General features: G+C 69.6%; 20 protein-coding genes and 1 tRNA gene. 11 read left to right on the top strand and 10 right to left on the bottom strand.

Going from position 1 to position 21,722, the window contains the following annotated elements; all coding sequences use genetic code 11:
- Positions 1–110: 110 nt before the first annotated feature.
- Positions 111–443: a hypothetical protein gene (locus ACZ60M_RS08535; protein ID WP_465416074.1), complete on the bottom strand. Its 333-nt coding sequence runs from the start codon at positions 441–443 to the stop codon at positions 111–113.
- A gap of 265 nt (positions 444–708) precedes the next feature.
- On the opposite strand from ACZ60M_RS08535, the gene ACZ60M_RS08540 reads away from it, so the two are divergent.
- A tRNA-Asn gene (locus ACZ60M_RS08540) sits at positions 709–781 on the top strand.
- A gap of 255 nt (positions 782–1,036) precedes the next feature.
- Entirely contained in the window at positions 1,037–2,434 is a 1,398-nt protein-coding gene (locus ACZ60M_RS08545; protein ID WP_465416075.1) for an FAD-binding oxidoreductase, read from the top strand.
- A gap of 16 nt (positions 2,435–2,450) precedes the next feature.
- On the opposite strand, the gene ACZ60M_RS08550 is transcribed toward ACZ60M_RS08545, so the two are convergent.
- Both ACZ60M_RS08550 and ACZ60M_RS08555 read right to left on the bottom strand, forming a co-directional pair.
- Positions 2,451–3,287, bottom strand: coding sequence for a class I SAM-dependent methyltransferase (locus ACZ60M_RS08550; protein ID WP_465416077.1), 837 nt, complete (start codon positions 3,285–3,287; stop codon positions 2,451–2,453).
- Positions 3,288–3,394: 107 nt separating this feature from the next.
- Positions 3,395–3,961, bottom strand: a complete 567-nt coding sequence (locus ACZ60M_RS08555) for an NADAR family protein (RefSeq protein WP_465416078.1) — start codon at positions 3,959–3,961, stop codon at positions 3,395–3,397.
- Between the two features lie 68 nt (positions 3,962–4,029).
- Between ACZ60M_RS08555 and ACZ60M_RS08560 the strand changes: the two genes are divergently transcribed.
- The 6 genes from ACZ60M_RS08560 to ACZ60M_RS08585 all read left to right on the top strand — a co-directional run bounded on the left by ACZ60M_RS08560 (position 4,030) and on the right by ACZ60M_RS08585 (position 12,068).
- Positions 4,030–5,706: a DUF885 domain-containing protein gene (locus tag ACZ60M_RS08560; protein ID WP_465416080.1), complete on the top strand. Its 1,677-nt coding sequence runs from the start codon at positions 4,030–4,032 to the stop codon at positions 5,704–5,706.
- A gap of 466 nt (positions 5,707–6,172) precedes the next feature.
- Complete coding sequence (locus ACZ60M_RS08565) at positions 6,173–7,576, top strand: pyridoxal phosphate-dependent decarboxylase family protein (RefSeq protein ID WP_465416284.1); 1,404 nt, start codon at positions 6,173–6,175, stop codon at positions 7,574–7,576.
- Positions 7,573–8,871, top strand: coding sequence for a lysine N(6)-hydroxylase/L-ornithine N(5)-oxygenase family protein (locus tag ACZ60M_RS08570; protein ID WP_465416082.1), 1,299 nt, complete (start codon positions 7,573–7,575; stop codon positions 8,869–8,871). Before ACZ60M_RS08565 ends, ACZ60M_RS08570 begins: the two co-directional genes overlap by 4 nt.
- The gene (locus ACZ60M_RS08575; RefSeq protein ID WP_465416084.1) at positions 8,868–9,452 is read left to right on the top strand and encodes a GNAT family N-acetyltransferase; all 585 of its coding nucleotides are present in this window, start codon (positions 8,868–8,870) and stop codon (positions 9,450–9,452) included. The genes ACZ60M_RS08570 and ACZ60M_RS08575 overlap by 4 nt, the downstream gene beginning before the upstream one ends.
- Positions 9,449–11,203 (top strand): IucA/IucC family protein, encoded by a 1,755-nt coding sequence (locus ACZ60M_RS08580; RefSeq protein ID WP_465416085.1) that lies wholly within the window; start codon positions 9,449–9,451, stop codon positions 11,201–11,203. Before ACZ60M_RS08575 ends, ACZ60M_RS08580 begins: the two co-directional genes overlap by 4 nt.
- 97 nt (positions 11,204–11,300) lie before the next feature.
- Positions 11,301–12,068 (top strand): SDR family NAD(P)-dependent oxidoreductase, encoded by a 768-nt coding sequence (locus ACZ60M_RS08585; RefSeq protein WP_465416087.1) that lies wholly within the window; start codon positions 11,301–11,303, stop codon positions 12,066–12,068.
- Here ACZ60M_RS08585 and ACZ60M_RS08590 read toward each other — a convergent pair.
- Positions 12,065–13,333, bottom strand: a complete 1,269-nt coding sequence (locus ACZ60M_RS08590; protein ID WP_465416089.1) for an MFS transporter — start codon at positions 13,331–13,333, stop codon at positions 12,065–12,067. The two genes, ACZ60M_RS08585 and ACZ60M_RS08590, sit on opposite strands and share 4 nt — an antisense overlap.
- A 71-nt stretch (positions 13,334–13,404) precedes the next feature.
- Complete coding sequence (locus ACZ60M_RS08595) at positions 13,405–14,715, bottom strand: aminotransferase class I/II-fold pyridoxal phosphate-dependent enzyme (protein ID WP_465416091.1); 1,311 nt, start codon at positions 14,713–14,715, stop codon at positions 13,405–13,407.
- Positions 14,716–14,764: 49 nt separating this feature from the next.
- On the opposite strand from ACZ60M_RS08595, the gene ACZ60M_RS08600 reads away from it, so the two are divergent.
- Positions 14,765–15,382: a pyridoxamine 5'-phosphate oxidase family protein gene (locus tag ACZ60M_RS08600; RefSeq protein WP_465416093.1), complete on the top strand. Its 618-nt coding sequence runs from the start codon at positions 14,765–14,767 to the stop codon at positions 15,380–15,382.
- Positions 15,383–15,563: 181 nt separating this feature from the next.
- Here the strand turns inward: ACZ60M_RS08600 and ACZ60M_RS08605 are convergent, their stop codons facing one another.
- The 4 genes from ACZ60M_RS08605 to ACZ60M_RS08620 all read right to left on the bottom strand — a co-directional run bounded on the left by ACZ60M_RS08605 (position 15,564) and on the right by ACZ60M_RS08620 (position 19,067).
- Positions 15,564–16,412, bottom strand: coding sequence for a ThuA domain-containing protein (locus tag ACZ60M_RS08605; RefSeq protein WP_465416095.1), 849 nt, complete (start codon positions 16,410–16,412; stop codon positions 15,564–15,566).
- Positions 16,413–16,501: 89 nt separating this feature from the next.
- Positions 16,502–17,299 carry an ABC transporter permease gene (locus ACZ60M_RS08610; protein WP_360410267.1) on the bottom strand — a complete coding sequence of 266 codons (798 nt, stop codon included), beginning with the start codon at positions 17,297–17,299 and terminating at the stop codon, positions 16,502–16,504.
- A gap of 11 nt (positions 17,300–17,310) precedes the next feature.
- Complete coding sequence (locus ACZ60M_RS08615) at positions 17,311–18,117, bottom strand: ABC transporter permease (RefSeq protein ID WP_465416097.1); 807 nt, start codon at positions 18,115–18,117, stop codon at positions 17,311–17,313.
- Entirely contained in the window at positions 18,114–19,067 is a 954-nt protein-coding gene (locus ACZ60M_RS08620) for an ABC transporter ATP-binding protein (protein ID WP_465416099.1), read from the bottom strand. The genes ACZ60M_RS08615 and ACZ60M_RS08620 overlap by 4 nt, the downstream gene beginning before the upstream one ends.
- A 182-nt stretch (positions 19,068–19,249) precedes the next feature.
- On the opposite strand from ACZ60M_RS08620, the gene ACZ60M_RS08625 reads away from it, so the two are divergent.
- Positions 19,250–20,299, top strand: a complete 1,050-nt coding sequence (locus ACZ60M_RS08625) for a fatty acid desaturase family protein (RefSeq protein WP_465416101.1) — start codon at positions 19,250–19,252, stop codon at positions 20,297–20,299.
- 54 nt (positions 20,300–20,353) lie between these two features.
- Here ACZ60M_RS08625 and ACZ60M_RS08630 read toward each other — a convergent pair whose 3' ends face one another.
- A complete protein-coding gene (locus ACZ60M_RS08630; RefSeq protein ID WP_465416103.1) occupies positions 20,354–21,193 on the bottom strand; it encodes a hypothetical protein in 840 nt (279 codons plus the stop codon).
- A gap of 143 nt (positions 21,194–21,336) precedes the next feature.
- On the opposite strand from ACZ60M_RS08630, the gene ACZ60M_RS08635 reads away from it, so the two are divergent.
- Entirely contained in the window at positions 21,337–21,720 is a 384-nt protein-coding gene (locus tag ACZ60M_RS08635; RefSeq protein WP_465416104.1) for a hypothetical protein, read from the top strand.
- Positions 21,721–21,722 lie beyond the last annotated feature (2 nt).

Here is a 21,722-nt window from a genome sequence, read left to right on the forward strand (position 1 = left end):
CCCCCCCCCCCCCCCCCCCCCCCCCCCCCCCCCCCCCCCCCCCCCCCCCCCCCCCCCCCCCCCCCCCCCCCCCCCCCCCCCCCCCCCCCCCCGCTATGCGCTCATGGAATTCAGAAGCCTGGTGCGTCCTCGCGCAGTGCCCTGTCGCTGCGGGCCGGCGTGGTCACCCCGGCGGAGTCCCAGGGCTCAGCTTTTGGGGGCTCGTCCGCGTTCGTGGTGAAGTTCTCGACGATCTCGCCGAACTTGGTGCCCTTGATCTTGTCCTGCGCCGCGTCCACGGCCTTGTTCGCCTGCGTGCGCACCGTCGAGGCGACCTGCTGGACCTTGTCGTTCCCGGTCACGCGCCTGGTGAGGTCGACGATCTGGTCGTAGCGTTCCCGCCCGGCCTTCGCCCCCAGGATGTAGCCGACCGCGAACCCTGCTACGAGATACCACTTCCGCATATTTGCCTCCTCGGCCGACCCGCGGGCCGAACGCCGCTCTGGTTTCACTGTGTTCCGGAGTTCACTGTGCGTCGCCGCATATAGCGGCCATTCTGCCCCATCTCGGGGTGCCCAGGCGGCCCATGACGGAAACGCGCCCCGCCCGATCCAGGCGCTTCCGCGCCCGGATTGGACCCACACCACACCCACCCCGCTGGCACACGCCCGCGCCGGTCCTGTACTGTCATATCCGGTTCGCACGGCGAAACGCCAAGCCCGAACCCCTTCCCCAATAGCTCAATTGGCAGAGCAGCCGACTGTTAATCGGCAGGTTCTTGGTTCGAGTCCAAGTTGGGGAGCAGACACAGAAAGGCCGGTCGTTTTCGACCGGCCTTTTTTCGTGTTGCGGGTGCGCGGCGGGTGGGGGGCGGTGCTCTGGCGAATCGGGGACGGGGAAGGCGAGGAAGTTCTACCGTTGAAGGTGAAGGCCAGGGACCTCGGACGCGTCCAGGTTTCCGTTCTCAGGCCTCCGCGACGATCCTGAGACATCGGCTCGGGACGTATGCGGCCGAATCCGGCCGGTCTTCTTTCCTTTGCCAACGGGGGCATCGATCATGGGCGATCTCAATGGAACGAAACTCGAAACACTGCGCGGTGCGCTGCGGGGAGCCGTTGTCGCACCGGAAGATCCGGGATACGACGAGGCGCGCAGCATCTACAACGCCATGATCGACCGGCGCCCGGCCGCCGTCGCCCGGTGCGTCGACGCCGCCGACGTGCGTGCCGTGCTCGCCTTCGCGCAGGACGAGGGCATCGACCTCGCGGTGCAGGGCGGCGGCCACAGCGGCCCCGGCCTCGGCATGGTCGACGGCGCGCTCACCCTGGACCTGTCCGCGATGGACTGGGCCCGGGTCGACCCGGCGGCCGGCCTCGCGCAGGTCGGCGGCGGCAGCCAGCTGGGCACCCTCGACCACGCGGCGGGCACGTTCGGCCTCGGCATTCCAGCGGGCATCATGTCCACCACCGGTATCGGCGGCCTGACGCTGGGCGGGGGGCACGGCCACCTCACCCGCAAGTACGGGCTGACCATCGACAGCCTCGTCGCCGCCGACGTCGTGCTCGCCGACGGCACCTTCGTCACCGCCTCGGCGACCGACCACCCGGACCTGTTCTGGGCGCTGCGGGGCGGCGGCGGCAACTTCGGCGTCGTCACGTCGTTCACGTTCCAGCTGCACCCGGTATCGAACGTCGGGGTCGGACTGACCGTGTGGCCCGTCGAGCGCACGCAGGAAGTGATGCGCTGGTACCGGGAGTTCCTCCCTGCCGCGCCCGAAGAGCTCAACGGGTTCTTCGCCGTCCTGGCCATCCCGCCCGGTCCGCCGTTCCCCGAGCCGATCCACGGCCAGAAGATGTGCGCCGTGGTGTGGTGCTACACAGGCAGCCTCGAGGAGGGCCACCTGGAGGAGGTGCTGTCGGTGGTGAACGAGCCGGCGCCGCCCGCGTTCCACTTCACCGCGCCGATGCCGTACCCGGCGCTGCAGAGCATGTTCGACGGGTTGATTCCCAAAGGACTGCAGTGGTACTGGCGCGGCGACTTCTTCGACTCGATCTCGGACGCGGCGATCGACGTGCACGAGCGGTACGGCAGCGCACTGGCCACCGACTCCTCGACCATGCACCTCTACCCCGTGGACGGGGCCGCGCACCGGGTCGGCGCGGACGACACGGCCTGGGCCTACCGGGACGCCGTGTGGTCGGCGGTGATCGGCGGCATCGATCCCGAGCCCGCGAACGCCGACCTGATTCGCCAATGGTGCGTCGACTACTGGAACGACCTGCACCCGCATTCGATGGGCGGCTCGTACATCAACTTCCTAGGCGAGCAGGAGGGCCCCGAACGCGTCCGGTCCACCTACCGCGGCCACTACGACCGGCTCACCTCGATCAAGCGCACCTACGACCCGGAGAACTTCTTCCACGCCAACCAGAACATCCCGCCCGCAGCCGCCTGAGCGCAGCGGTCACGGATCACCGCCGCAGGAGCAGGGTGCCGTGGTCGTGGTCGAGCCATTCGAGGGTGAAGCCGGTGAACTCGGCGGCCCAGCGTTCCCCGATGGCGCGCTCGTCGGTGCGGCGGGCGTCGTCGAGGACGACCAGGGCGTCTTTCGAGAGGCGGTCGATGAGGAGCGGGACGGCCGGGTAGCGGGCGGCCGGGCCGGTGGTGCCGGGCGGGCCGTCGACGAGGGCAAGGTTGAACGGCCCCTCGAACGGGCCGTCCGTCAGGGCCGCAGGGTCGTACCAGCGCCAGGTCGAGTCGCCAACGGGCACTTCGGTCAGCGGGGCGTCGCGGACTTCGGCCCATTTCGAGAGGCCGCGCTCGTCGAGCATCTTCCTTGTGGCGGCGGCGAACTTGGCGTCGTGTTCGAGGGCCACGACCTGTCCGGCGCCGATCGCGCGGCACGCGTACGCGAGGATCACGGTGGTGCTGCCCGAGCCGCATTCGAGGACCGAGGAGCGGCCGTGCTCGACGACCTCGCGGTAGAGGAACCGGGCGAGGTCCGGCCCGGCCGCCCAGCCGTGCATGCGAGGGAGCGCCTGGTCCGGGCCGATGTCCTTGTACAGGGCCATGAGGTCCTCGACCTCGCCGTAGACGACGCGGCCCCACTCGCGCACGAGCCGTTTGGTCGACCGGGGCATCGTCTCGAGTTCCTCGCGGGCCGCCTCCTGGGCCTCCTGGAACCGCGCGAACTTCTCGGTCAGCTCGGCGACCTCGGCGCCCCGCCGCCGCTGCGCGCGCCAGAGCGTGCCGATCGCGATGGTCGCGGCGCCGACGACGATGGTGCGGTAAGGGATTCTCATGCTCATCGGCTGCCTCCGGAAACGGGATCGCCCCTCGGATGAGGGCGATTGCCGAAGCTATCAGTCCTTGGCTGTCGGACGGTGAACGTTGTTCGTCCTGGTGCTGAACCCTTCTAGCTCAGGAGCTTCGAGCGGGCCTGCATGAGGGCGAAACCGAGGAGGTTGAGGCCCTTCCAGGTCGCGGGGGACGCGGCGAGCGGGTCGGTCGCGCCGAGGCCGATGCCCCAGACGCGGTCGCGCGGGCTGGCTTCGACGAGGACGCGGTTCGTCGTGCCCCTGAGGTAGGTAAGCAGGTCCGGGTGCTGGCCGAACTTCGCGAGGTTGCCCCGCACGACGATGTCGAAACGTTCGGCCTCCCAGGTCGCCTGGTCGAAACCGCGGACCTTGCGGCCCAGCGACTGCGCCTCGCCCGGGTGCCCCGCGGCGAGGATCTTCTTGGCGGCGGCGGCATCGTCGAAGAGCCAGGCCTTGTGCGCCATCATGTAGTGCTCGGCCGAGGCGAAGCGGTGCGAGTCCTCGGTGAACGCCGCCGGCCACCACTGGTTCAGGCAGCCGCGCCCGGCGCTGCCGTCGGCTTCCGGCGAGTGGCCCCAGAAGTGGATGAACTTGAACGAATGACCGGCCGACGCCAGCGCTACGGCCTCGTCGACGTTCTGCGGCAGAACGAGAGCTTCGGACATGCGCCCCACCTTGCCATACCGACGCTCACCCCACCCGGCGGTAACGGCGTCGAAGTAGGGTCGGGTTCATGGGCGATCCTCAGCTCGCTGCGCTGGCGCAGCGGTACTTCGATTTTCATCTGGCCGACAACCCCACGGCGGCAAGCTTCTACGGGATTCCGGGATACGACGACAAGCTCCCCGACCCGAGCCGGGCGGGCGATCAGGTCCGGCGCTCGCACCAGGTCGAGATCCGGGACGGGCTCGGCGCGATCGACGCGGACGCCCTTCAGGGGCAGGACCGGATCACGTACTCCATGCTCGCGCGGCTCGTCGCGGACCAGACCGCGAGCATCGACGCGGCCCTCGGCGAGGTCGGGCTCTCCAACACGATCACCGGGCCCGTCTCCACGATGCTCTCGTCGCTGCCGCGCATGAGCCTGAACACCGAGCAGCGCAGCCGCGACTACCTCGTCCGGCTCGGTGCTCTAGGCGACTACTTCGACGCGGTCCTCGAGCGGTACCGGCAGGCCGCTTCCGAAGGGCGGAACCAGACCAAGCGCGGCGTGGCCGCCGTCATCGAGCAGATCGACGACTACCTGGGGACGGATATCGCGAGCGATCCGCTCGTCGCTCCTACTCCTTCCGGGGTGGAGGTCGAGGAGTGGAAGGCCTCGGCTTCCGAGCTCGTCGAGCATCGGGTGCGGCCTTCGCTCGCCCGGTGGCGCGAGGCGCTGGAGAAGGAGTTCCTTCCCGACTCGCGCCTCGACGAGTACGTCGGGGTCTGCTACGTCCCCGGCGGTTCGGACGGGTACGCGGCGGCGTTGCGGCAGTTCACCACCGTCGACCTCTCCCCCGAGGGGATCCACCGCATCGGGCTCGACGAGGTCGAGCGGCTGCGCGGCGAGTTCGCCGAGATCGGGGCCCGGGCGCTGGGGACCTCGGACGTTGCGGAGGTCGTCGAGCGGCTTCGCAGTGATCTGTCGCTGCGGTACGAGTCGGAGGAGCAGATCCTCGCCGATGTCACCGAAGCGCTGCACCGAGCCGAAGCGGCCCTGCCGAAGGCGTTCCTCGACTACGACATCGCTCCCTGCTCGATCCAGGTCATCCCCGAAGCGGCCGCCAAGGGCGCGACCCTCGCGTACTACACGGTCCCCGCCTCGGACGGGTCCCGGCCGGGCACGCACTGGGTGAACACGTACGAGCCCGCGAGCCGTGCCCGGTTCGAGTACGAGGCGCTCGCGTTCCACGAGTCCGTGCCCGGGCACCACCTGCAGTTCGCGCTGGGCCAGACCCTGGACGGGCTGCCGCAGTTCCGGCGGTTCGCGTACGTGACGGCGTTCGGTGAGGGCTGGGGCCTGTACACCGAGCGGCTGTGCGACGAGATCGGGCTCTACAGCGGGGATCTGCAGCGGCTCGGCATGGTCTCGTTCGACGCGTGGCGGGCGTGCCGACTGGTGGTGGACACCGGCATGCACATCTTCGGGTGGTCGCGCGAGCGCGCGGTCGCGTTCATGCGGGAGAACACCGCGCTCTCGCTGGTCAACATCGACAACGAGATCGACCGGTACATCGCGTGGCCGGGCCAGGCGCTGGCGTACATGATCGGGCGCAGGCACATCGGGGCGCTTCGCGATCGGGCGCAGGTGGCGCTGGGCGACGCGTTCGACCTGCGGCACTTCCACGACCGCATCCTCTCGAACGGGTCGATCCCGCTGGAGACGATGACGGGGGTCGTGGAGGACTGGATCGCGGAGTCGGCTTAGGAGATTCCGGGGCCTGACGGGCTGTTGTCGGATTGGTGACAGACAGTTCAGGCCCCGTATTGCACTATATGAGTCGCGGCGGTGGCTCCCCCCGGGCGCCGCCGCAACTCAGTCTTTCTGCCGCTGTGTACGCACCGAATCGGTGCGGCACAGTCGGTTTCAACAGTCCACAAGGGACTCATCAGCGATCGTTCGTCGCGCGCAAATGCCTTGCGAATGAACATCCCGCAAGCATTCGTGGAGAAGGTCACCATTCGGGATGAGCCCTTCTGCGCGCTCGCGATTTAGGTTAGCCTAACCTACACGTTCCCCGGCATTCCGAGAGACCACCGTCCCTCCCTGCAGTGCTTCCGAAAGGTGACCCTCCGTGCTGACTAGCGCCGACCTCCGTCCGGCTCCCGCGCCGCTCGCCACATCCGAGCCGCCGGCCCTCCTGGGCCGCGACTCGGCCGCCGCCTACCGCGGAATGATCATCGATGTCGCTGGCCGCCTTGCCGACCGGTTCGCCGCCGTCGACCGGCCGTGGACCGGCGCCGCCCCCGCCGAGCTCGGCCCGGCCATCGCCGCGGTCGACCTCGACCGGCCCCTGGAGTCCTTCGAGGACGCGTTCGACGAGATCGGCGAGCTCTACCTGAAGGACGCGGTCTGGTTCCACCACCCGCGCTACCTCGCCCACCTGAACTGCCCCGTCGCACTCCCGGCCGTCGCCGCCGAAACGGTGCTCGCCGCCGTCAACACCTCGGTCGACACCTGGGACCAGAGCGCGGGCGGCACCTTCATCGAGCAGCGCCTCATCGAGTGGACCGCGCAGCGCATCGGCCTCGGGCCCGACGCCGACGGGATCTTCACTTCCGGTGGCACGCAGTCGAACCTGCAGGCGCTCCTGCTCGCCCGCGACGAGGCCGTCGAGAACGTGCTCCTCAAGCACCAGGTCGAGGTCGGCACCCCGCTGCGCGGCGTCGAGGTACTCCCCCGCCTGCGGTTCTTCGCCTCACCGCACTCGCACTTCTCGGTCGTCAAGGCCGCCCGGCTGCTCGGCCTCGGGGAGGAGGCCGTGATCACCGTGCCCGCCGACGACTGGTTCCGCATGAACCCGGCCGCCCTGGACGCGGCCATCGAGACCTGCCGTGAGCAGGGGCTCGTCCCCGCGGCAGTCGTCGCCACCGGCGGGACCACCGACTTCGGGTCCGTCGACCCGCTCGGGCCGATCGCCGAGATCACTGCGGCGCACCGGGTCTGGTTCCACGTCGACGCCGCCTACGGGTGCGGCATCCTCGTCTCGCAGCAGCACCGCGGCCTGCTCGGCGGCATCGAGTACGCCGATTCGGTCACTGTGGACTACCACAAGTCGTTCTTCCAGCCGGTCAGCTCCTCGGCGCTCATCGTGCGCGACCGGGCCTCGCTGCGGCACGTCACGCACCACGCCGACTACCTCAACCCGGCCGAGGCCGTGTTCCCCAACCAGGTCGACAAGAGCCTCCAGACGACGCGGCGGTTCGACGCGCTGAAGCTGTGGATGACCCTGCGGACGCTGGGCCCGGACGCCTTGGGCGCCATGTTCGACCAGGTCTGCGCGCTCGCCGACCAGACCTGGGACTGGATCGCGGGCGACCCGCGCTTCGAGGTCGCCGCGCCGCCCTCGCAGCTCTCCACGGTCCTGTTCCGGCTCGCCGGGGCCGATGACGACGTGCACCGCACCGCCCGCGAAGCACTCGCGGCCTCCGGCGAGGGCATGGTCGCGGCGACGAAGGTGGAGGGGCGGACGGCCTTGAAGCTGACGCTCCTGAACCCGGAGACCACGCTCGCCGACATCGTCCCCGTGCTCGAAGCGCTGGCGCGCCACGGCAAGAAGGCGCAGGAGAACGCATGAGCGTCAGCGAAACAGAAGGCGCAGTGGTTTACGACTTCATCGGGATCGGCCTCGGGCCGTTCAACCTCGGGCTCGCGGCGCTGACCGCCCCGATCGACGACCTCGACGGGATCTTCCTGGAGCGCAAGCCGAACGTGGACTGGCACCCGGGGATGCTCATCGAGGGCACCACGATGCAGGTGCCGTTCATGGCCGACCTCGTGACCCTCGCCGACCCGACCTCCGAGTACTCGTTCCTCAACTACCTCAAGGAGAGCGGGCGGATCTACCCGTTCTACATCCGCGAGTCGTTCTTCCAGCTGCGCACTGAGTTCCAGGACTACCTGCGCTGGGCCGCCGAGAAGCTCGACAACCTCCGCTTCGAACGCACCGTGACCGAGGTGACCTGGGCGGACGGCGTGTACGCGGTCCGGTCCGAGGGCCCGGCCGGGACGAGCACCGACTACGCGCGGCGGCTCGTGCTCGGCACCGGCACGCCGCCGTGGATCCCGCCGTCGTGCCGGGAGCTGGAGAGCCCCACGGTCTGCCACGCTTCGTCCTATCTGGAGCACCGGGAGCGGCTGCGCGAGTGCGGCTCGATCACCGTGGTCGGCAGCGGCCAGAGCGCCGCCGAGATCTACCGGGACCTGCTGGGCGACATCGAAGGCGGCGGGTACGAGCTGAACTGGGTGACGCGCTCGCCCCGGTTCTTCCCGCTCGAGTACACGAAATTGACGCTGGAGATGACCAGCCCGGAGTACGTGGACTACTTCAACGGGCTGCCGTCCGCGAAGCGGGACGAGCTCAACGCCTCCCACAAGAACCTCTACAAGGGCATCAACGCCGAGCTCATCAACGAGATCTTCGACCTGCTGTACCAGAAGCGGTTCGAGCAGGGGTCCGTGCCGACGCGGCTGTTCACCAACTGCACCGTGGAGAAAGCGGCCGGGTGCGGGAGCGTCAGGCTCTCGGTGCGCCAGCACGAGCAGGACCGGTCCTTCGAGCTCCAGACCGAGGGGCTCGTCCTGGCGACCGGCTACAGTTACCGCGTCCCCGAGTTCATGAACGAGGTTCGCGACCGGCTGCGCTTCGACGCGACCGGACGCCTGGAGGCCCGCCGCGACTACAGCGTCGACACCGCAGGCGACGGCGAGATCTTCGTGCAGAACGCCGAGCTCGCCACCCACGGCTTCGTCTCGCCCGACCTCGGCATGGCCGCCTACCGCAACTCCTGGATCATCCGGTCGCTGACCGGCCGGGAGGTCTACCCGATCGAGCGCCGCATCGGCTTCCAGGATTTCGGAGCACCGCAGTGACCTTGAAGGCCCCCACCAGCTTCTACCACCTGCACGAGGAGCTCGGCGACTTCGGCCTGCGCCCGGTCGACCCGCCCACCGACTCGCCGCTGCTGCACGAGTGGGTGACGCACCCGAAGGCGACGTACTGGATGATGCAGGACGCGACCGTGGCCGACGTGCTCGCCGAGCACGAGGACATCGAGGCGAACCCGCACCACTTCGCGTTCATGGGGCTCTTCCACTACCGGGCCCGGTTCCTCGTCGAGGTCTACGACCCGGCGCACTCGGAGCTCAAGGACGTCTACGACCCCGCCCCCGGCGACATCGGCATGCACGTGCTCACCGCCCCGACCGACAAGCCGATCCCCGGGTTCACCAAGGGCGTGATGGCCACCGTGATGCACCTGCTGTTCGACGGCTTCGGCGCGAAGCGGGTCGTCGTGGAGCCCGACACCGGGAACTCGGCCATCCACCGCCTCAACGAGTTCGTCGGGTTCAAACCAGAACGGGCCGTTCAGCTCAAAGACAAGCAGGCGCTGCTGAGCTTCTGCACCCGAATCGATTTCGAGCGGTCCGCCGCGAGAGGAGTCCACGCGTGAGCGCCATCGACCACCTCACCCCGGAACTGTGGCAGCGGGCCACGAGGAACCTGCTGGCCAAGGCCATCGGCGAGTTCGCGCACGAGCGGCTGCTCGTCCCCGTGAAGGACGGCGAGACGTACACGCTCGCGGCCGGAAGCGAGAAGTACCGGTTCGCCGCGCAGCGGTTCAAGCTCGACCACTGGGTCGTCGACCCCGCCACGATCGAGCGCACCGGCGCCGACGGCGCGCTGGAGCTGGACGCGGCCTCGTTCTTCCTGGCGTTCAAGGGCGAACTGGGCCTGAGCGACACGGTGCTGCCGGTGTACCTCGAAGAGGTCGCCGCGACGGTGAACCGCGGCGCGTACCAGCTCGGCGAGGGCGTGCCGAGCAACGCGGCCCTCGTCGAAGCGGGGTTCCAGGCGATCGAGGCCGGCATGACCGGCGGGCACCCGTGCTTCGTGGCCGGTTCGGGCCGCCTCGGGTTCACCTCCGAGGACTACCGGGCCTACGCCCCCGAAGCCGGTGCGGGCGTGCGGCTCATGTGGCTGGCGGCGCGGCGCGAGCACGCCATGTTCGCGGCCTCGCCGGAGCTCGACTACGCGTGGCTGCTGGAGACCCAGCTCGACGCCGATTCGAAGGAGTACTTCGAGTCGCTGCTCACCGACCAGGGACTGTCCTATGAGGAGGTCTTCCTGATCCCGGTGCACCCGTGGCAGTGGCGCAACAAGATCTCCGTGACCTTCGCGCCCGAGATCGCCGCCGGGCGGCTCATCCCGCTCGGCGAAGGCCACGACGAGTACCAGGCGCAGCAGTCGATCCGCACGTTCTTCAACCGCACCAGGCCCGAGGCCGACTACGTGAAGACCGCGCTCTCGGTGCTCAACATGGGGTTCATGCGCGGACTGTCCACTGAGTACATGGAGGTCACGCCCGCGATCAGCGACTACGTGGCCGACCTCGTGCACGGCGACCCGACCCTGAAGCGGCACGGCGTCACGATCCTGCGCGAGCGCGCGGCCGTGGGCTACCGGCACCCGGCCTACACCGAGGGCGCGCCGAAGGGCTCGCCGTACCGGAAGATGCTCGCGGCCCTGTGGCGCGAGAGCCCGGTCCCCAAGCTCGCCAAGGGCGAACAGGTCGCGACCATGGCCTCGCTGCTGCATGTGGACAGTGACGGGAAGCCGCTCGCGGCCGACCTCGTCCGCCGCTCGGGGCTGCGCCCGGCCGACTGGCTGCGCAAGTACCTCGACGCGTACCTCGTGCCGGTCACGCACTGCCTGTACAAGTACGGCCTGGTGTTCATGCCCCACGGCGAGAACGTGATCCTCGTGCTCAAGGACGGCGCGGTCGAGCGCGTGTTCTTCAAGGACATCGGCGAGGAGTGCGCGGTCATCGAGGCCTCGACCCCGGTGCCCGAGGCGATCAGCCGCATCAAGGTGACGGTGCCCGACGACGTGCGGACCCTGTCGATCCTCACCGACGTCCTGGACTGCTTCCTGCGGTTCCTCGCCGGATACCTGCACCTCGACGGCGTGCTCAGCGAGGACGAGTTCTGGCGCGTCGCAGCCGAGTCGCTGCGCGACTACCAGGCCGCGCACCCCGAGCTCAAAGAGGCGTTCGAGCGCTTCCCGCTGTTCGAGGAGAGCTTCACGCTCTCGTGCCTGAACCGCTTGCAGCTCAAGAACAACCAGCAGATGGTCAACATAGAGAACCAGGAGGAGAGCCTGATCTACGTCGGCAGGCTCGACAACCCCCTGGCGGGCTGGTAGCGAGAGCCCGGGGCCGGTCGGCGAGGACCGGCCCCGATTCCGATTCCCGCCGACCGGCGGGTGCGGGAGCTGGACGGGTCGGGCCATTATGGGTTTCATGCAACTGAACAGCCCTGTCCTCATCACCGGTGCCAGCCACGGTCTGGGTATGGCCACGGCCTCGGTGCTCGCCGCCGACGGCGTCCCGCTCGCGCTCTGCGCCCGCAACGCCGCCCCGCTCAACGAGTTCGCCGAGAAGCTGCGCGCCGAGTTCGACGTCCCGGTCGCCACCCGGGCGCTCGACGTCAACGACACCGAGCTGATGGTCGAGTTCGTGCACGAGGCCCAGCGGCGGCTCGGCGACCTGAAGGGCGTGGTCGCGAACGTGGGCGGCGCGAGGGGCCGCAGCCTCATCGACACCGAGCCCGACGACTGGGCGTATTCCCTGGGCGTCAACGTGGTCAGCGCGATGACGGCCCTGCGCGCCGCACTCTCGCAGCTGCGGCGCACCGGAGGCTCGGCGGTCCTGGTCTCCTCGATCTCCGGCTCCAAGCCCTCCCCCGGCCTCGCGTACGGCTCGACGAAGGCCGCGCTCAACCACGCCGCCACCGTCCTCGGCCGCGAACTGGGCCCCAGCGGCGTGCGCGTCAACGCGGTCGCGCCCGGCTCGATGCTCATCCCCGACCGAAACTGGGACCGCCTGCGCGTGGCCGACCCCGGCCGGTACGAGGCGTTCCTGGAGGAGTTCCCGAACCGCGAACTGCTCGACCCGCACGACGTGGCCGAAGTGATCGCCTTCCTCCTGTCGGACAAGGCGAAGGCGATCAACGGCGCGGTGATCCCGGTCGACGGCGGCCAGAACGCCCCCAGCGCGTACGGGTATTAAGCCGCTTCCTCCACCGGCTTCGGGCCGGTGAGCTTCCCCATGAGGAACGGGAACACCAGGAGCGCGACGACGGCGCAGAACACGCACAGGATGCCGTAGCTGGCGTACTCGACGATCGGGCCGGACGCGAGCCCGGCGGCCATCGCGGCCAGGCCCATCACGAGGTCGGAGAAGCCCTGCGTGGACGGGCGCTCGGCCGGGGTGATCGCGCTCGTGACGAGGGCGGCGGAGCCGACGGTCATTGCGGACCAGCCGATGCCGAGCAGCACCAGGCCGATCGAGAGCCGCACGTGGTCGGCGGTGGGCGAGGACCCCGCGACCACGCACGCGGCCACGAGGATCGCGGTGCCCGCCACCAGGATCGGGCGCGTCCCGTACTTGTCGACGAGGCGGCCGATGACGGGCGCGAACGCGTACATGCCGCCGATGTGGAGCCCGAGGATGACGCCGACGACGCTCAGCGCCTCCTTCGGGTCGTCCATGCCGTGCTTGATGTGCACTGCGGTCATGGCCATGACCCCGACCATCACGAAGTGGCCGAGGGCTGCGGCGATGACGCCGGTGCGCACGGCCGGGTTGGCCTTCGCGTTGCGGTAGCCGTCGGCGATCGAGCGCTTCGGCGCGTCCGTCTCGCCACTGAGTTCGCGGGCGGTCAGGAGCGGGTCGGGGCGCAGGAACACCAGGATCACGGCGGCCGTGAGGAGGCAGAGCACGCCGATGGCGACCATCGAGCCGATGTAGGCGGGGCCGCCGAACCAGCCGGACCACAGCCGCTCGGCGAGACCGGCGAGCGAGGGGCCCGCGACCGAGCCGATCGTGGTGGCCCAGACGATGAGCGAGAGGTGCGAGCCTCGCCGCGCGGGCGGCGCGAGGTCCGCTGCGGCGTAACGGGACTGGAGCCCGGCGAACGAGGCCGCGCCGAGCAGGAAGTAGCCGATGACCGCGACGACCGCGTTCTCGAGGTTGATGGCGGTGACGACGATGAGGGTGCCGACGACGGCGCATCCGTAGCCGAAGGCGAGGCCGCCGCGGCGGCCGAAGCGCTCGGTGATGCGCACGGCCGGGACGACGACGAGCGCCGAGCCGCCCACGAAGAGGCTCTGGGCGAGGCCGGTGAACGTGGCCGAGCCGGTCATCTCCTCGACGAGGAGGGCGCCGACGGCGATGCCGATCCCGACGGCGAGGCCGCCGAGGATCTGGGTCATGAAGAGGGTGCGCAGGACGCGTTTCTGGAGGTGAGCGGTGCCCGAGAGGGTGTCTGTCACGAGGGTTCCTTTCTGGAGTTGTCGGCCCGGTCGGGGGGACCGGGCCGGCCGGGTGAGGGCCCGGCGGAAGGTCAGATCGTCGGCGCCGCCGGTCCCGAGGCCTGGGCGACGGCCTCGGCCACCGCCTCGGCGAGGTCCGGGTCGAGCCGCGCGGTGCTGATGCGGATGGCCTGCTGGCCGTGGAAGGAGTACGCGCGGCCGGGCGCGACGGCGAACCCGGCGTCGCGCAGGGACACGACGGCGGCGGTCTCGTCGGCGACCGGGACCCACACGTTGAGCCCGGAGCGGCCCCACACGTGGATGCCGCGGGCCGCGAGCGCGTCGCGAAGGGCCCCTTGGCGTTCGGCGTAGACGCGACCGGCGCGGGCGACGTGCTCGGCCACGGCCTCGTCGGTCCAGGCCGCGATCACGAAGTGCTGCAGGATGCACGAGACCCAGCCGTGCCCGAGCGCCATGCGGCCCTGGATGCGGGCCTTCGTCTCCGGGTCGGCGGCGACGAGCGCGGTGCGCAGGTCCGGGCCGTAGGGCTTCGAGGCGGATCGCACGAACATCCAGCGTTCGGCGGCGTCCGCGACGAAGTGCAGCGGGGTCTGCGAGAGCTCGGCCCAGTGGTCGTCCTCGATCACGAACACGTGCGGGTGGCGCTTGAGGACTTCCCGGAGTGCGGCGGCGCGCTCGGCGGAGACCGCTGCGCCCGTGGGGTTCTGGCCGCGCGAGGTGAGGATGAACGCCTTCGCTCCGGCGGCGAGGACCGCTTCGAGCTCGTCGGGCAGCGGGCCCTCGCCGTCGATCGCGACGGGCGAGACCTGGTATCCGCCCGTGAGCAGCAGGTCGCGGCCGTTCGACCAGGTGGGCTCCTCGACGGCCACGGTGTCGCCGGGTTCGAGCCGGGCCGCGAGGCCGCGTTCGAAGGCGTCCAGGGCGCCGGAGGTGACGGTGAGCTCGCCGTGCACGCCGTCGGCGGCGAAGCGGTCGCGTGCGAGGTCGAGCAGGTCGGGGCAGGGCCCGCCGTCGCGGTAGTTGCCGTGCACGATGTCGACGCGGTCCTTGAGGGCCGCGAGGTCGGGCAGGAGGCCGGGGTCGGGTTCGCCGGAGACGAGGTCGAGCACTCCCGAAGGGACCGTGAGGGTTCCGGTGGGGGTGAAGGCCGAGCGCTGGCGGATGAAGGTGCCCGCGCGGCCGCCGGTCTCGACGACGCCGCGCTCGCGCAGGCGGCGGTAGGCGGAGGCGACGGTGCCGGGGGCGACGCCGAGGTCGGCGGCGAGTTTGCGGACGGGAGGCAGGGTGCGGCCGGGCGCAAGCTGCCCGGAGCGCACGCCGGACTCGACGCTGGCGGCGATCTCTGTTGCCGCCGAACCGGTGATCTGATACTGTACCGACATAACTGAAGCATTGTATCAGTACAAAAATCCCCGATTGGAGCCGCCCCCGATGTCCGCTCTCGAATGCCCCCACAGCGGCAAGTTCACCCAGACCGAGCGCACCACCCCCAAGCGCTCCCGCGAGCGGGTCACCTACGAGCGCGAAGCCGCCTACCAGGTGCTCGATGAGGCGCTGTTCGTCGACCTCGCCTTCGTCGGACCGGACGGCGCGCCGCGCGTGCTGCCGACCTTCCATGTGCGCGTAGGCGACACGCTGTTCGTGCACGGCTCGACCGGGTCGAGCATGGGCCTGGGCGGGCGCGAGGAGTTCGCGGTGAGCGCGACCGCGACGATCGTGGACGGGCTCGTCTACTCCAAGAGCTGGTTCCACCACTCGATGAACTACCGGTCCGTCGTGGTGCACGCCAACGCGCGGCTCGTCTCCGACCCCGACGAGCGCTGGGCGGTCTTCAAGGCCCTCATCGACCGGATGGGCGAGGGGCGCTCCGAGCGCTCGCGGGAGGCCAGCGACAAGGAGAACGCGATGTCGGCGCTCCTGGCGATCCCGCTCGAGGAGGTCTCGATCAAGCAGCGCTCGGGCCCGCCCGTCGAGGAGCCCGAGGACGAGGACCTGCCGTTCGAGAACGGCGTGGCACCCGTGACGACCTTGGTGACGGGACGCCTTTAGACTGCGATCCGCGCGGTGCCGGAACGGGCCCGGCCTCTAGGCGACATGACCGTCCAGAGCGTGGGTCGTGGGAACTTCCCTTCGGGCCCGTCCGGCGCCGTCTCGGCGCAGGAGGTGCACCGCGCGGATCGCTTGCAATGGGGTGGGCCGAAGTTCGAGACGGCCCGCCCCTTTCGCGTCCCTAGGCGGCGGCCGCCTCTTTCTCGGTCTCGGCCTTGTCCAAGCGCCACACGGCGATCGAGCCGCCGCCCGCGACGGCGACCACGAAGAGGACGAACGTCAGGGTGTACGGCCAGGACGGGGCGGCGTCGTCCGAGTTCTGCACCATCGCGGACTCCTCCCCCGCGCCCCACCAGATCGCCTGGCGGATCAGCTGCAGGAAGTCCCGGTCGCCCCAGGTCTTGCCCTCGCCGCCGGGCGAGGCGTAGAAGACCGGCAGCTCCGCGCTCTCCCACGCCACCGCGCCGCCGCCGTTGCCCAGCTGCGCCAGGATCGTCGAATCCGGTTGCGCGGGTGCGGGATCGAAGTAGTACCAGCGCTCGGTGAGCTTCAGCTCCTCGTCGAGGCCCTCGGTGACCTGCGAGCCCGAGTTGAACTCGACGGGCTCCTCGGTCGCGGCCTCGGCGCGCGGGAGCGCGGTGGCACCGAGCGTGTCGTGGTACCAGGCCCAGTCCGGTTCGCTCTCGATCGCCGTGTTCGTGGTGACGAGGCCGCCGCCCTGCTCGACGAACGTCTCCACGGCCTCCTGCTGGGCGTCGTCGAGGAAGTCGCCGCCGGTGTTGAGGAACATGATCACGTCGTACTCGCCGAGGTGCTGCACGTCGCCGGCATCGCCCTCGATGAGCGTGAAGTTCCAGCGGCGCGCCTCCATCTGGAGCCGCTCCAAGGCGTAGTCGGCCACGTCCTGGGCCTCGTTCCCAGTCGTGACGACCAGGACCCGCGGCCCTCCGGCGGCGAAAGCGGCCGAGGGGGCGAGGGCGGGCGCGCAGGCCAGCGCGACGATCATGCACAGCCGCAGCAGGGTTTTCACGAAGCCAGCCTAGCGTTTGCGCGCCTGGGGAAAAAGGTCGGCCGCGCTGCCCGCGGACGGGCGGCGCGGCCTTGCTGCTTGACCGGTTTCTATTTGTACAAGGCCTTCGCCAGCCGCTTCTGCGCGATCCACATGCCCGTCACGCACAGCGCCATGAGGTAGGCGACGTGGACGAGCATCATCGGGCCGAGCTGGCCGAGGCTGAGGCCGCGCACGAGCTCGATGCCGTGGTAGAGCGGCATGATGTAGACGATGGGCTGGGCGAACGCCGGGTAGGCCTCGACGGGGGTGAAGGTGCCGCCGAACAGGAACATGGCGAAGACGACGGCGTTCATCCAGTCGAAGTCGGGCCAGTCGCGGAAGACCGTGGCGAGCGTGAGGCCGATCCCGGCGAAGGCCAGCGCGATGAACACGCACGCGGGCACTGCCAGGAGCGACCACCAGGAGTCGAGGAGGCCGAAGAGGCCCATGACGACGACGAACGCGCCGATGTAGGTGCCGCCGCGGATGAGGGCCCACCAGACTTCGCCGAGGGCGACGTCCCAGGGCCGCAAGGGGGTCGCGAGGATGCCGTCGTAGACCTTCATCCATTTGAACTTGGCGAAGACGTTGATGGAGGTCTCGGCGAGGACGCCCATCATGGCGGCGTTGGCGAGGATCGCGGGGGCGACGTAGGCGGTGTAGGAGACGGTGGTGCCGTCCGGGAGCGTGATGTCGCCGACGAGGGCGCCGACGCCGAACCCGAAGGCGAACAGGAAGAGCAGGGATTCGACGGCGCCGGAGATGACGAGGATCCAGGCGCGGCGCATGGCGACCCAGTTGCGGTTGAGCAGGGCGCCGGAGGACTTCAGGGAGGCGCGTGCGGCGCTGTAGGCGATGACCGACATGGCTTGGGCTCCTAGAAGTTCAGTCGGCGCTGGATGACGTGGCGGGCGGCGAACCAGCCCGCGACGGCGAGGAGCGCCAGGTAGGCGATGTGGAGGACCGGCGGCAGGGCGGGGGCGGTGCCGGCGGTCGCGGCGCGGGCGAGTTCGGTGCCGTGCCAGAGGGGCGAGAGCCACACGAGGGGCTGCAGGAACCAGGGCATCTCGCTGGCGGGGAAGAAGACACCGGAGAACAGGGAGATCGGCATGACGGCGAACCGGAAGATCATGTTGAGGTTCGCGTCGTTCTTCAGGCTGGAGGCCCAGAAGTGGAGCCAGGGTGCGAGCGAGGCGGAGACGAGCGCGGCGGCGATGACCGCGAACGCGGCCCACCAGGAGGTGTAGACCCCGAAGAACGCGAGGACGATCGCGACGAGGGTGCAGTTGGTGAAGGGCCGGAAGGCCGCCGCGTAGAAGAGGTGGCCGTTGAGCATGTCGACGGGGCGCAGCGGGGTGGCGCGCTGGGCGAGGTAGTGGCCGCCCCAGTCGGCGTAGCCGCCGAAGACGGGGAAGACCATGTCGTTGCCGAGCATCATGACGGCGACGGAGCAGACGAGGCCGGGGGCGATGAACTCGGCGTAGTCGAGGCCGCCGAGGGAGGCGGGGTCGATGTAGGCGCCGACGCCGATGCCGATGGAGACCATGTAGAGGATCGGCAGGAGCACGGAGGTGAAGACGGTGCCGTGCCAGACGTGCTTGTACAGGGCCAGTTGGAGGTTGAAGGCGCGCCAGGCGGCCTGCGCCGGGGTGGGCGCGGAGCGGTCGAGGGCAAGGTCGGTCACGCTTCGTCCTCCACGAGGGCGCGGCCGGTGAGGCGCAGGAAGACGTCTTCGAGGGTGGCGCGGCGGGCGAGGACCGAGGTGGGGCGGATGTCGCGGGCGTCGAGGGCGGCGTTCGTGTCGTCGGCGTCGTCGGTGTAGACGAGGATCTTGTCGGGCAGGGCCTCGATCTGGGCGCCGATGCCGCCCAGGGTGAGGGCGAGTGCGGCGAGCTCGGTGGTGTGGGCGGTGCCGAAGCGCAGTTCGACGACCTCTTTGGTGACGTGGGTGTCGATGAGCTCGCGGGGGGAGCCGGAGGCGATGATGCGGCCCTCGTCCATGACGACGAGGCGGTCGCACAGCTGCTCGGCCTCGTCCATGTAGTGGGTGGTGAGGAGGATCGAGACGCCGCGGTGCTTGAGCTGGAAGAGGCGTTCCCAGACGAGGTGGCGGGCCTGGGGGTCGAGGCCGGTGGTGGGCTCGTCGAGGATCACGAGCTCGGGTTCGTTGATGAGCGAGCGGGCGATGGCGAGGCGCCGCTGCATGCCGCCGGAGAGCTCGTTGACCTGGTCTTTGGCGCGGGAGGAGAGCTGCACGAACTCCAGGAGCTCGGCGGCTTTGGCCTTGGCGGCCTTCTTCTTGATGCCGAAGTACCCGGCGTAGACGACGAGGTTCTCGAAGACGGTGAGCATGCCGTCGAGGGTGTTGTCCTGGGGGACGACGCCGAGGCGGGCGCGGATCTCGGCGCCCTGGGTGCGGGGGTCGCGGCCGAAGACCTCGAGTTCGCCGCCGGTGGGCTGGGAGACGCAGCCGATCATCCGCATGGTGGTGGATTTGCCCGCGCCGTTCGCGCCGAGGAAGCCGAAGGCCTCTCCGCGGCGGATCGCGAAGTCGACGCCGCGCACGGCCTCGTGCTCACCGTAGCTTTTGCGCAGGTCCGCGGCGCGCACCAGGATCTCATCGTCTTGTGGCATGGGGCAACCCTAAGCCCGGGCACCGACAGCGTCCACTGATTTTGAAGCGATTCCTTCATAAATACCGGTCAGTAAAGGTAGTGCTTGCCCTACCCCCATTGACGGGTCAGCGGTAGCGACAAAAAACCGCTTGACGGAGAGACTTAAGAGGTCGAAGTTTCCCGACAGATCGGACGCAATCAATGACGCTCATCGCCGATGAGGCAGCCCCCGCCGCAGCGCGGCCGCGGACAGGCAGCGACTTCGCCGAGCTCGGCAAGCGGATCAACGAGGCCGGGCTCATGGCCCGCCGCCCCGCGTACTACGTGATCCGCTTCGCGCTCATGGCGGTCGTCTTCGTCGGCGGCTGGACGGCGTTCGCCCTGATCGGCGACTCCTGGCTCCAGATGTTCACGGCCGTCTTCATGGCCCTCGTGAGCACCCAGGTCGCGTTCCTCGGCCACGACCTCGCGCACCGCCAGGTCATCCGCAGCCGAGCCACCTCCGAGCGCCTGGGCTGGTTCACCGGCAACCTCGCCAACGGCATGGGCTACGGCTGGTGGAACGACAAGCACAACCGCCACCACGCCAACCCCAACCACGAGGAGCTCGACCCCGACGTCGCGCCGGGCCTGTTCGTCTGGTCGAAGCGCCAGGCCGGCTTCGCGCAGGGCGTCTCCACCTGGTTCGGCAAGTACCAGGCCGAGCTGTTCTTCCCGATCCTCACCCTCGAGGGCCTCAACCTCAACTGGTCGGGCATCAAGTCGGTCCTCAAGCCGGGCCTGAAGAACCGCGGCTGGGAGGCCCTGTTCCTCGCCGTCCACTGGGCCGCCTACCTCGCCGCCCTGTTCATCGTGCTCTCCCCCGGCAAGGCGATCGTGTTCCTCCTGGTGCACAAGGCCGTCTGGGGCCTGTACATGGGCTCGGTCTTCGCGCCGAACCACAAGGGCATGCCCACCTTCGTCGGCGAGACCGAACTCGACTTCCTCCGCAAGCAGGTGCTGACCTCCCGCAACGTCAAGGGCGGCTGGTTCACCAACTTCGCCCTCGGCGGGCTGAACTACCAGATCGAGCACCACCTCTTCCCGGCCATGCCCTCGGTGAACCTCGCCAAGGCCCAGCCGATCGTCGAGGAGTTCTGCAAGGAGAAGGACATCCCCTACCACGCGACGGGGCTCATCCAGTCCTGGCGCGAAGCCCTGGGCGAACTCCACGCCCACGGCGAACCCCTCCGCAACGCCGCCAAGGCGTAACAGCGACAACGAGAACGGCCGCCCGCGCATTGCGCGGGCGGCCGTTTCGCTTGTCTACACAGCGGAGACGAAGAAGCGCTGGCCCGAGCCCCAGTAGTCCTCGACGCCGATGGCGGCGGTCTCGACCCCGGCGGTCGGCACGGTGATGCAGAAGTTCCCCGTCGCCGTCCCGCCCGGGAACACCTCGGGGGCGTAGGAGAGGTGGTCGGGGATGAACCCGCAGGCCTCGGTGTAGACCGAGTCCGCGATGAAGACGCCGAACAGCAGGTCGGCCCAGGCGGTGCTCGACGCCTCGCCCTGGTAGGTCGCGTCGACCTGGAACATGAAGAACTGGTACCCCGCGGGCGGGGCCACGTTGAACTCGTCCGCGGCCATCACCTCGGCGGTCGCGTCGGGCACCACGTTGCTGATGACCACCAGCCAGTTGCCGGTGGAGATCTCGCTGCCCGCCGGGAGCGGATCGGTCGGATCGGTGCCGTCGACGACCTGGTCCTCCTTCGGCACGTCCCCGTAGCCGGGCCCCTCGGACTCGTCCTCGCCGGTCTCGTAGTCCGTCGGCCAGTCCTCGACGAACTCCTCGACCGACCGGCCGACCGCGATCGTGACGACGGTGGCGACGATCAGCCCCACCAGGGCCAGCGCGATGCCGATGATCGCGAACAGCCGGTGCGACTTGAAGATCCCGATGATGCCGAGCACGATCGCGGCGATCCCGAACATCCCGCCGAGGAAGATCCCGGCCACCGGTATGAGGCTGAACAGCACCGCGACCCCGCCGAACACCAGCGCGAGGATCGAGATCGTCTTGGGTCTGCCCTCAGGGGGCGGCGCGGCGTAGTACGACGCGGGCATAGGAGGCGGCTCGGGCGGCGGCGAGGCGGGCGGCTGGGACATGGCTCCCCCAAAGACACAAGTCTGTTACCTGCATCACAACACGAGGACGCGAACCTGTCTCAGATACCGCCCGGTTCCGGCCGCCCGGCAGCCTTGGGCGAAACCGCCTTTCGACAGGTCCGGGCCCGTTTACGCTCGACGTCATGACGAGCCCGATCTACTACGTCGACCACTCCGACCTCCGCGAAGGGGCCCTCGAGGAGGTCCGGAACGGGATGCGCGAGCTCGCCGCGTTCGTCGAGGAGCGCGAACCGCAGCTGATCGCCTACCACTGCTGCCTCGACGAGGCCGAATCGGCGATGACCGTGCTGGCCGTGCATCCCGACTCGGCCTCCATGGAACTCCACATGACGCTCGGCGGGCCGAAATTCAAGGCCTTCGCGCCGCTGATCCGCCTGCGCTCCATCGACGTGTACGGCCGCCCGAGCCGAGCGGTCGTGGACCTGCTCCGCCAGAAGGCCGAGATGCTCGGCGGCGGCACCGTCACGCTGCACACGCTCGAAGCCGGATTCACCCGCGAGCCGTGACC

This window comes from Glycomyces sp. NPDC050141 (genome assembly GCF_055586545.1).

Bases quoted from the DNA above. Each gene is read 5' to 3' on its own strand.
- ACZ60M_RS08535 (WP_465416074.1), bottom strand. From the start codon at position 443: ATGCGGAAGTGGTATCTCGTAGCAGGGTTCGCGGTCGGCTACATCCTG.
- ACZ60M_RS08545 (WP_465416075.1), top strand. From the start codon at position 1,037: ATGGGCGATCTCAATGGAACGAAACTCGAAACACTGCGCGGTGCGCTG.
- ACZ60M_RS08550 (WP_465416077.1), bottom strand. From the start codon at position 3,287: ATGAGCATGAGAATCCCTTACCGCACCATCGTCGTCGGCGCCGCGACC.
- ACZ60M_RS08555 (WP_465416078.1), bottom strand. From the start codon at position 3,961: ATGTCCGAAGCTCTCGTTCTGCCGCAGAACGTCGACGAGGCCGTAGCG.
- ACZ60M_RS08560 (WP_465416080.1), top strand. From the start codon at position 4,030: ATGGGCGATCCTCAGCTCGCTGCGCTGGCGCAGCGGTACTTCGATTTT.
- ACZ60M_RS08565 (WP_465416284.1), top strand. From the start codon at position 6,173: ATGATCATCGATGTCGCTGGCCGCCTTGCCGACCGGTTCGCCGCCGTC.
- ACZ60M_RS08570 (WP_465416082.1), top strand. From the start codon at position 7,573: ATGAGCGTCAGCGAAACAGAAGGCGCAGTGGTTTACGACTTCATCGGG.
- ACZ60M_RS08585 (WP_465416087.1), top strand. From the start codon at position 11,301: ATGCAACTGAACAGCCCTGTCCTCATCACCGGTGCCAGCCACGGTCTG.
- ACZ60M_RS08595 (WP_465416091.1), bottom strand. From the start codon at position 14,715: ATGTCGGTACAGTATCAGATCACCGGTTCGGCGGCAACAGAGATCGCC.
- ACZ60M_RS08600 (WP_465416093.1), top strand. From the start codon at position 14,765: ATGTCCGCTCTCGAATGCCCCCACAGCGGCAAGTTCACCCAGACCGAG.
- ACZ60M_RS08610 (WP_360410267.1), bottom strand. From the start codon at position 17,299: ATGTCGGTCATCGCCTACAGCGCCGCACGCGCCTCCCTGAAGTCCTCC.
- ACZ60M_RS08620 (WP_465416099.1), bottom strand. From the start codon at position 19,067: ATGCCACAAGACGATGAGATCCTGGTGCGCGCCGCGGACCTGCGCAAA.
- ACZ60M_RS08625 (WP_465416101.1), top strand. From the start codon at position 19,250: ATGACGCTCATCGCCGATGAGGCAGCCCCCGCCGCAGCGCGGCCGCGG.
- ACZ60M_RS08630 (WP_465416103.1), bottom strand. From the start codon at position 21,193: ATGTCCCAGCCGCCCGCCTCGCCGCCGCCCGAGCCGCCTCCTATGCCC.
- ACZ60M_RS08635 (WP_465416104.1), top strand. From the start codon at position 21,337: ATGACGAGCCCGATCTACTACGTCGACCACTCCGACCTCCGCGAAGGG.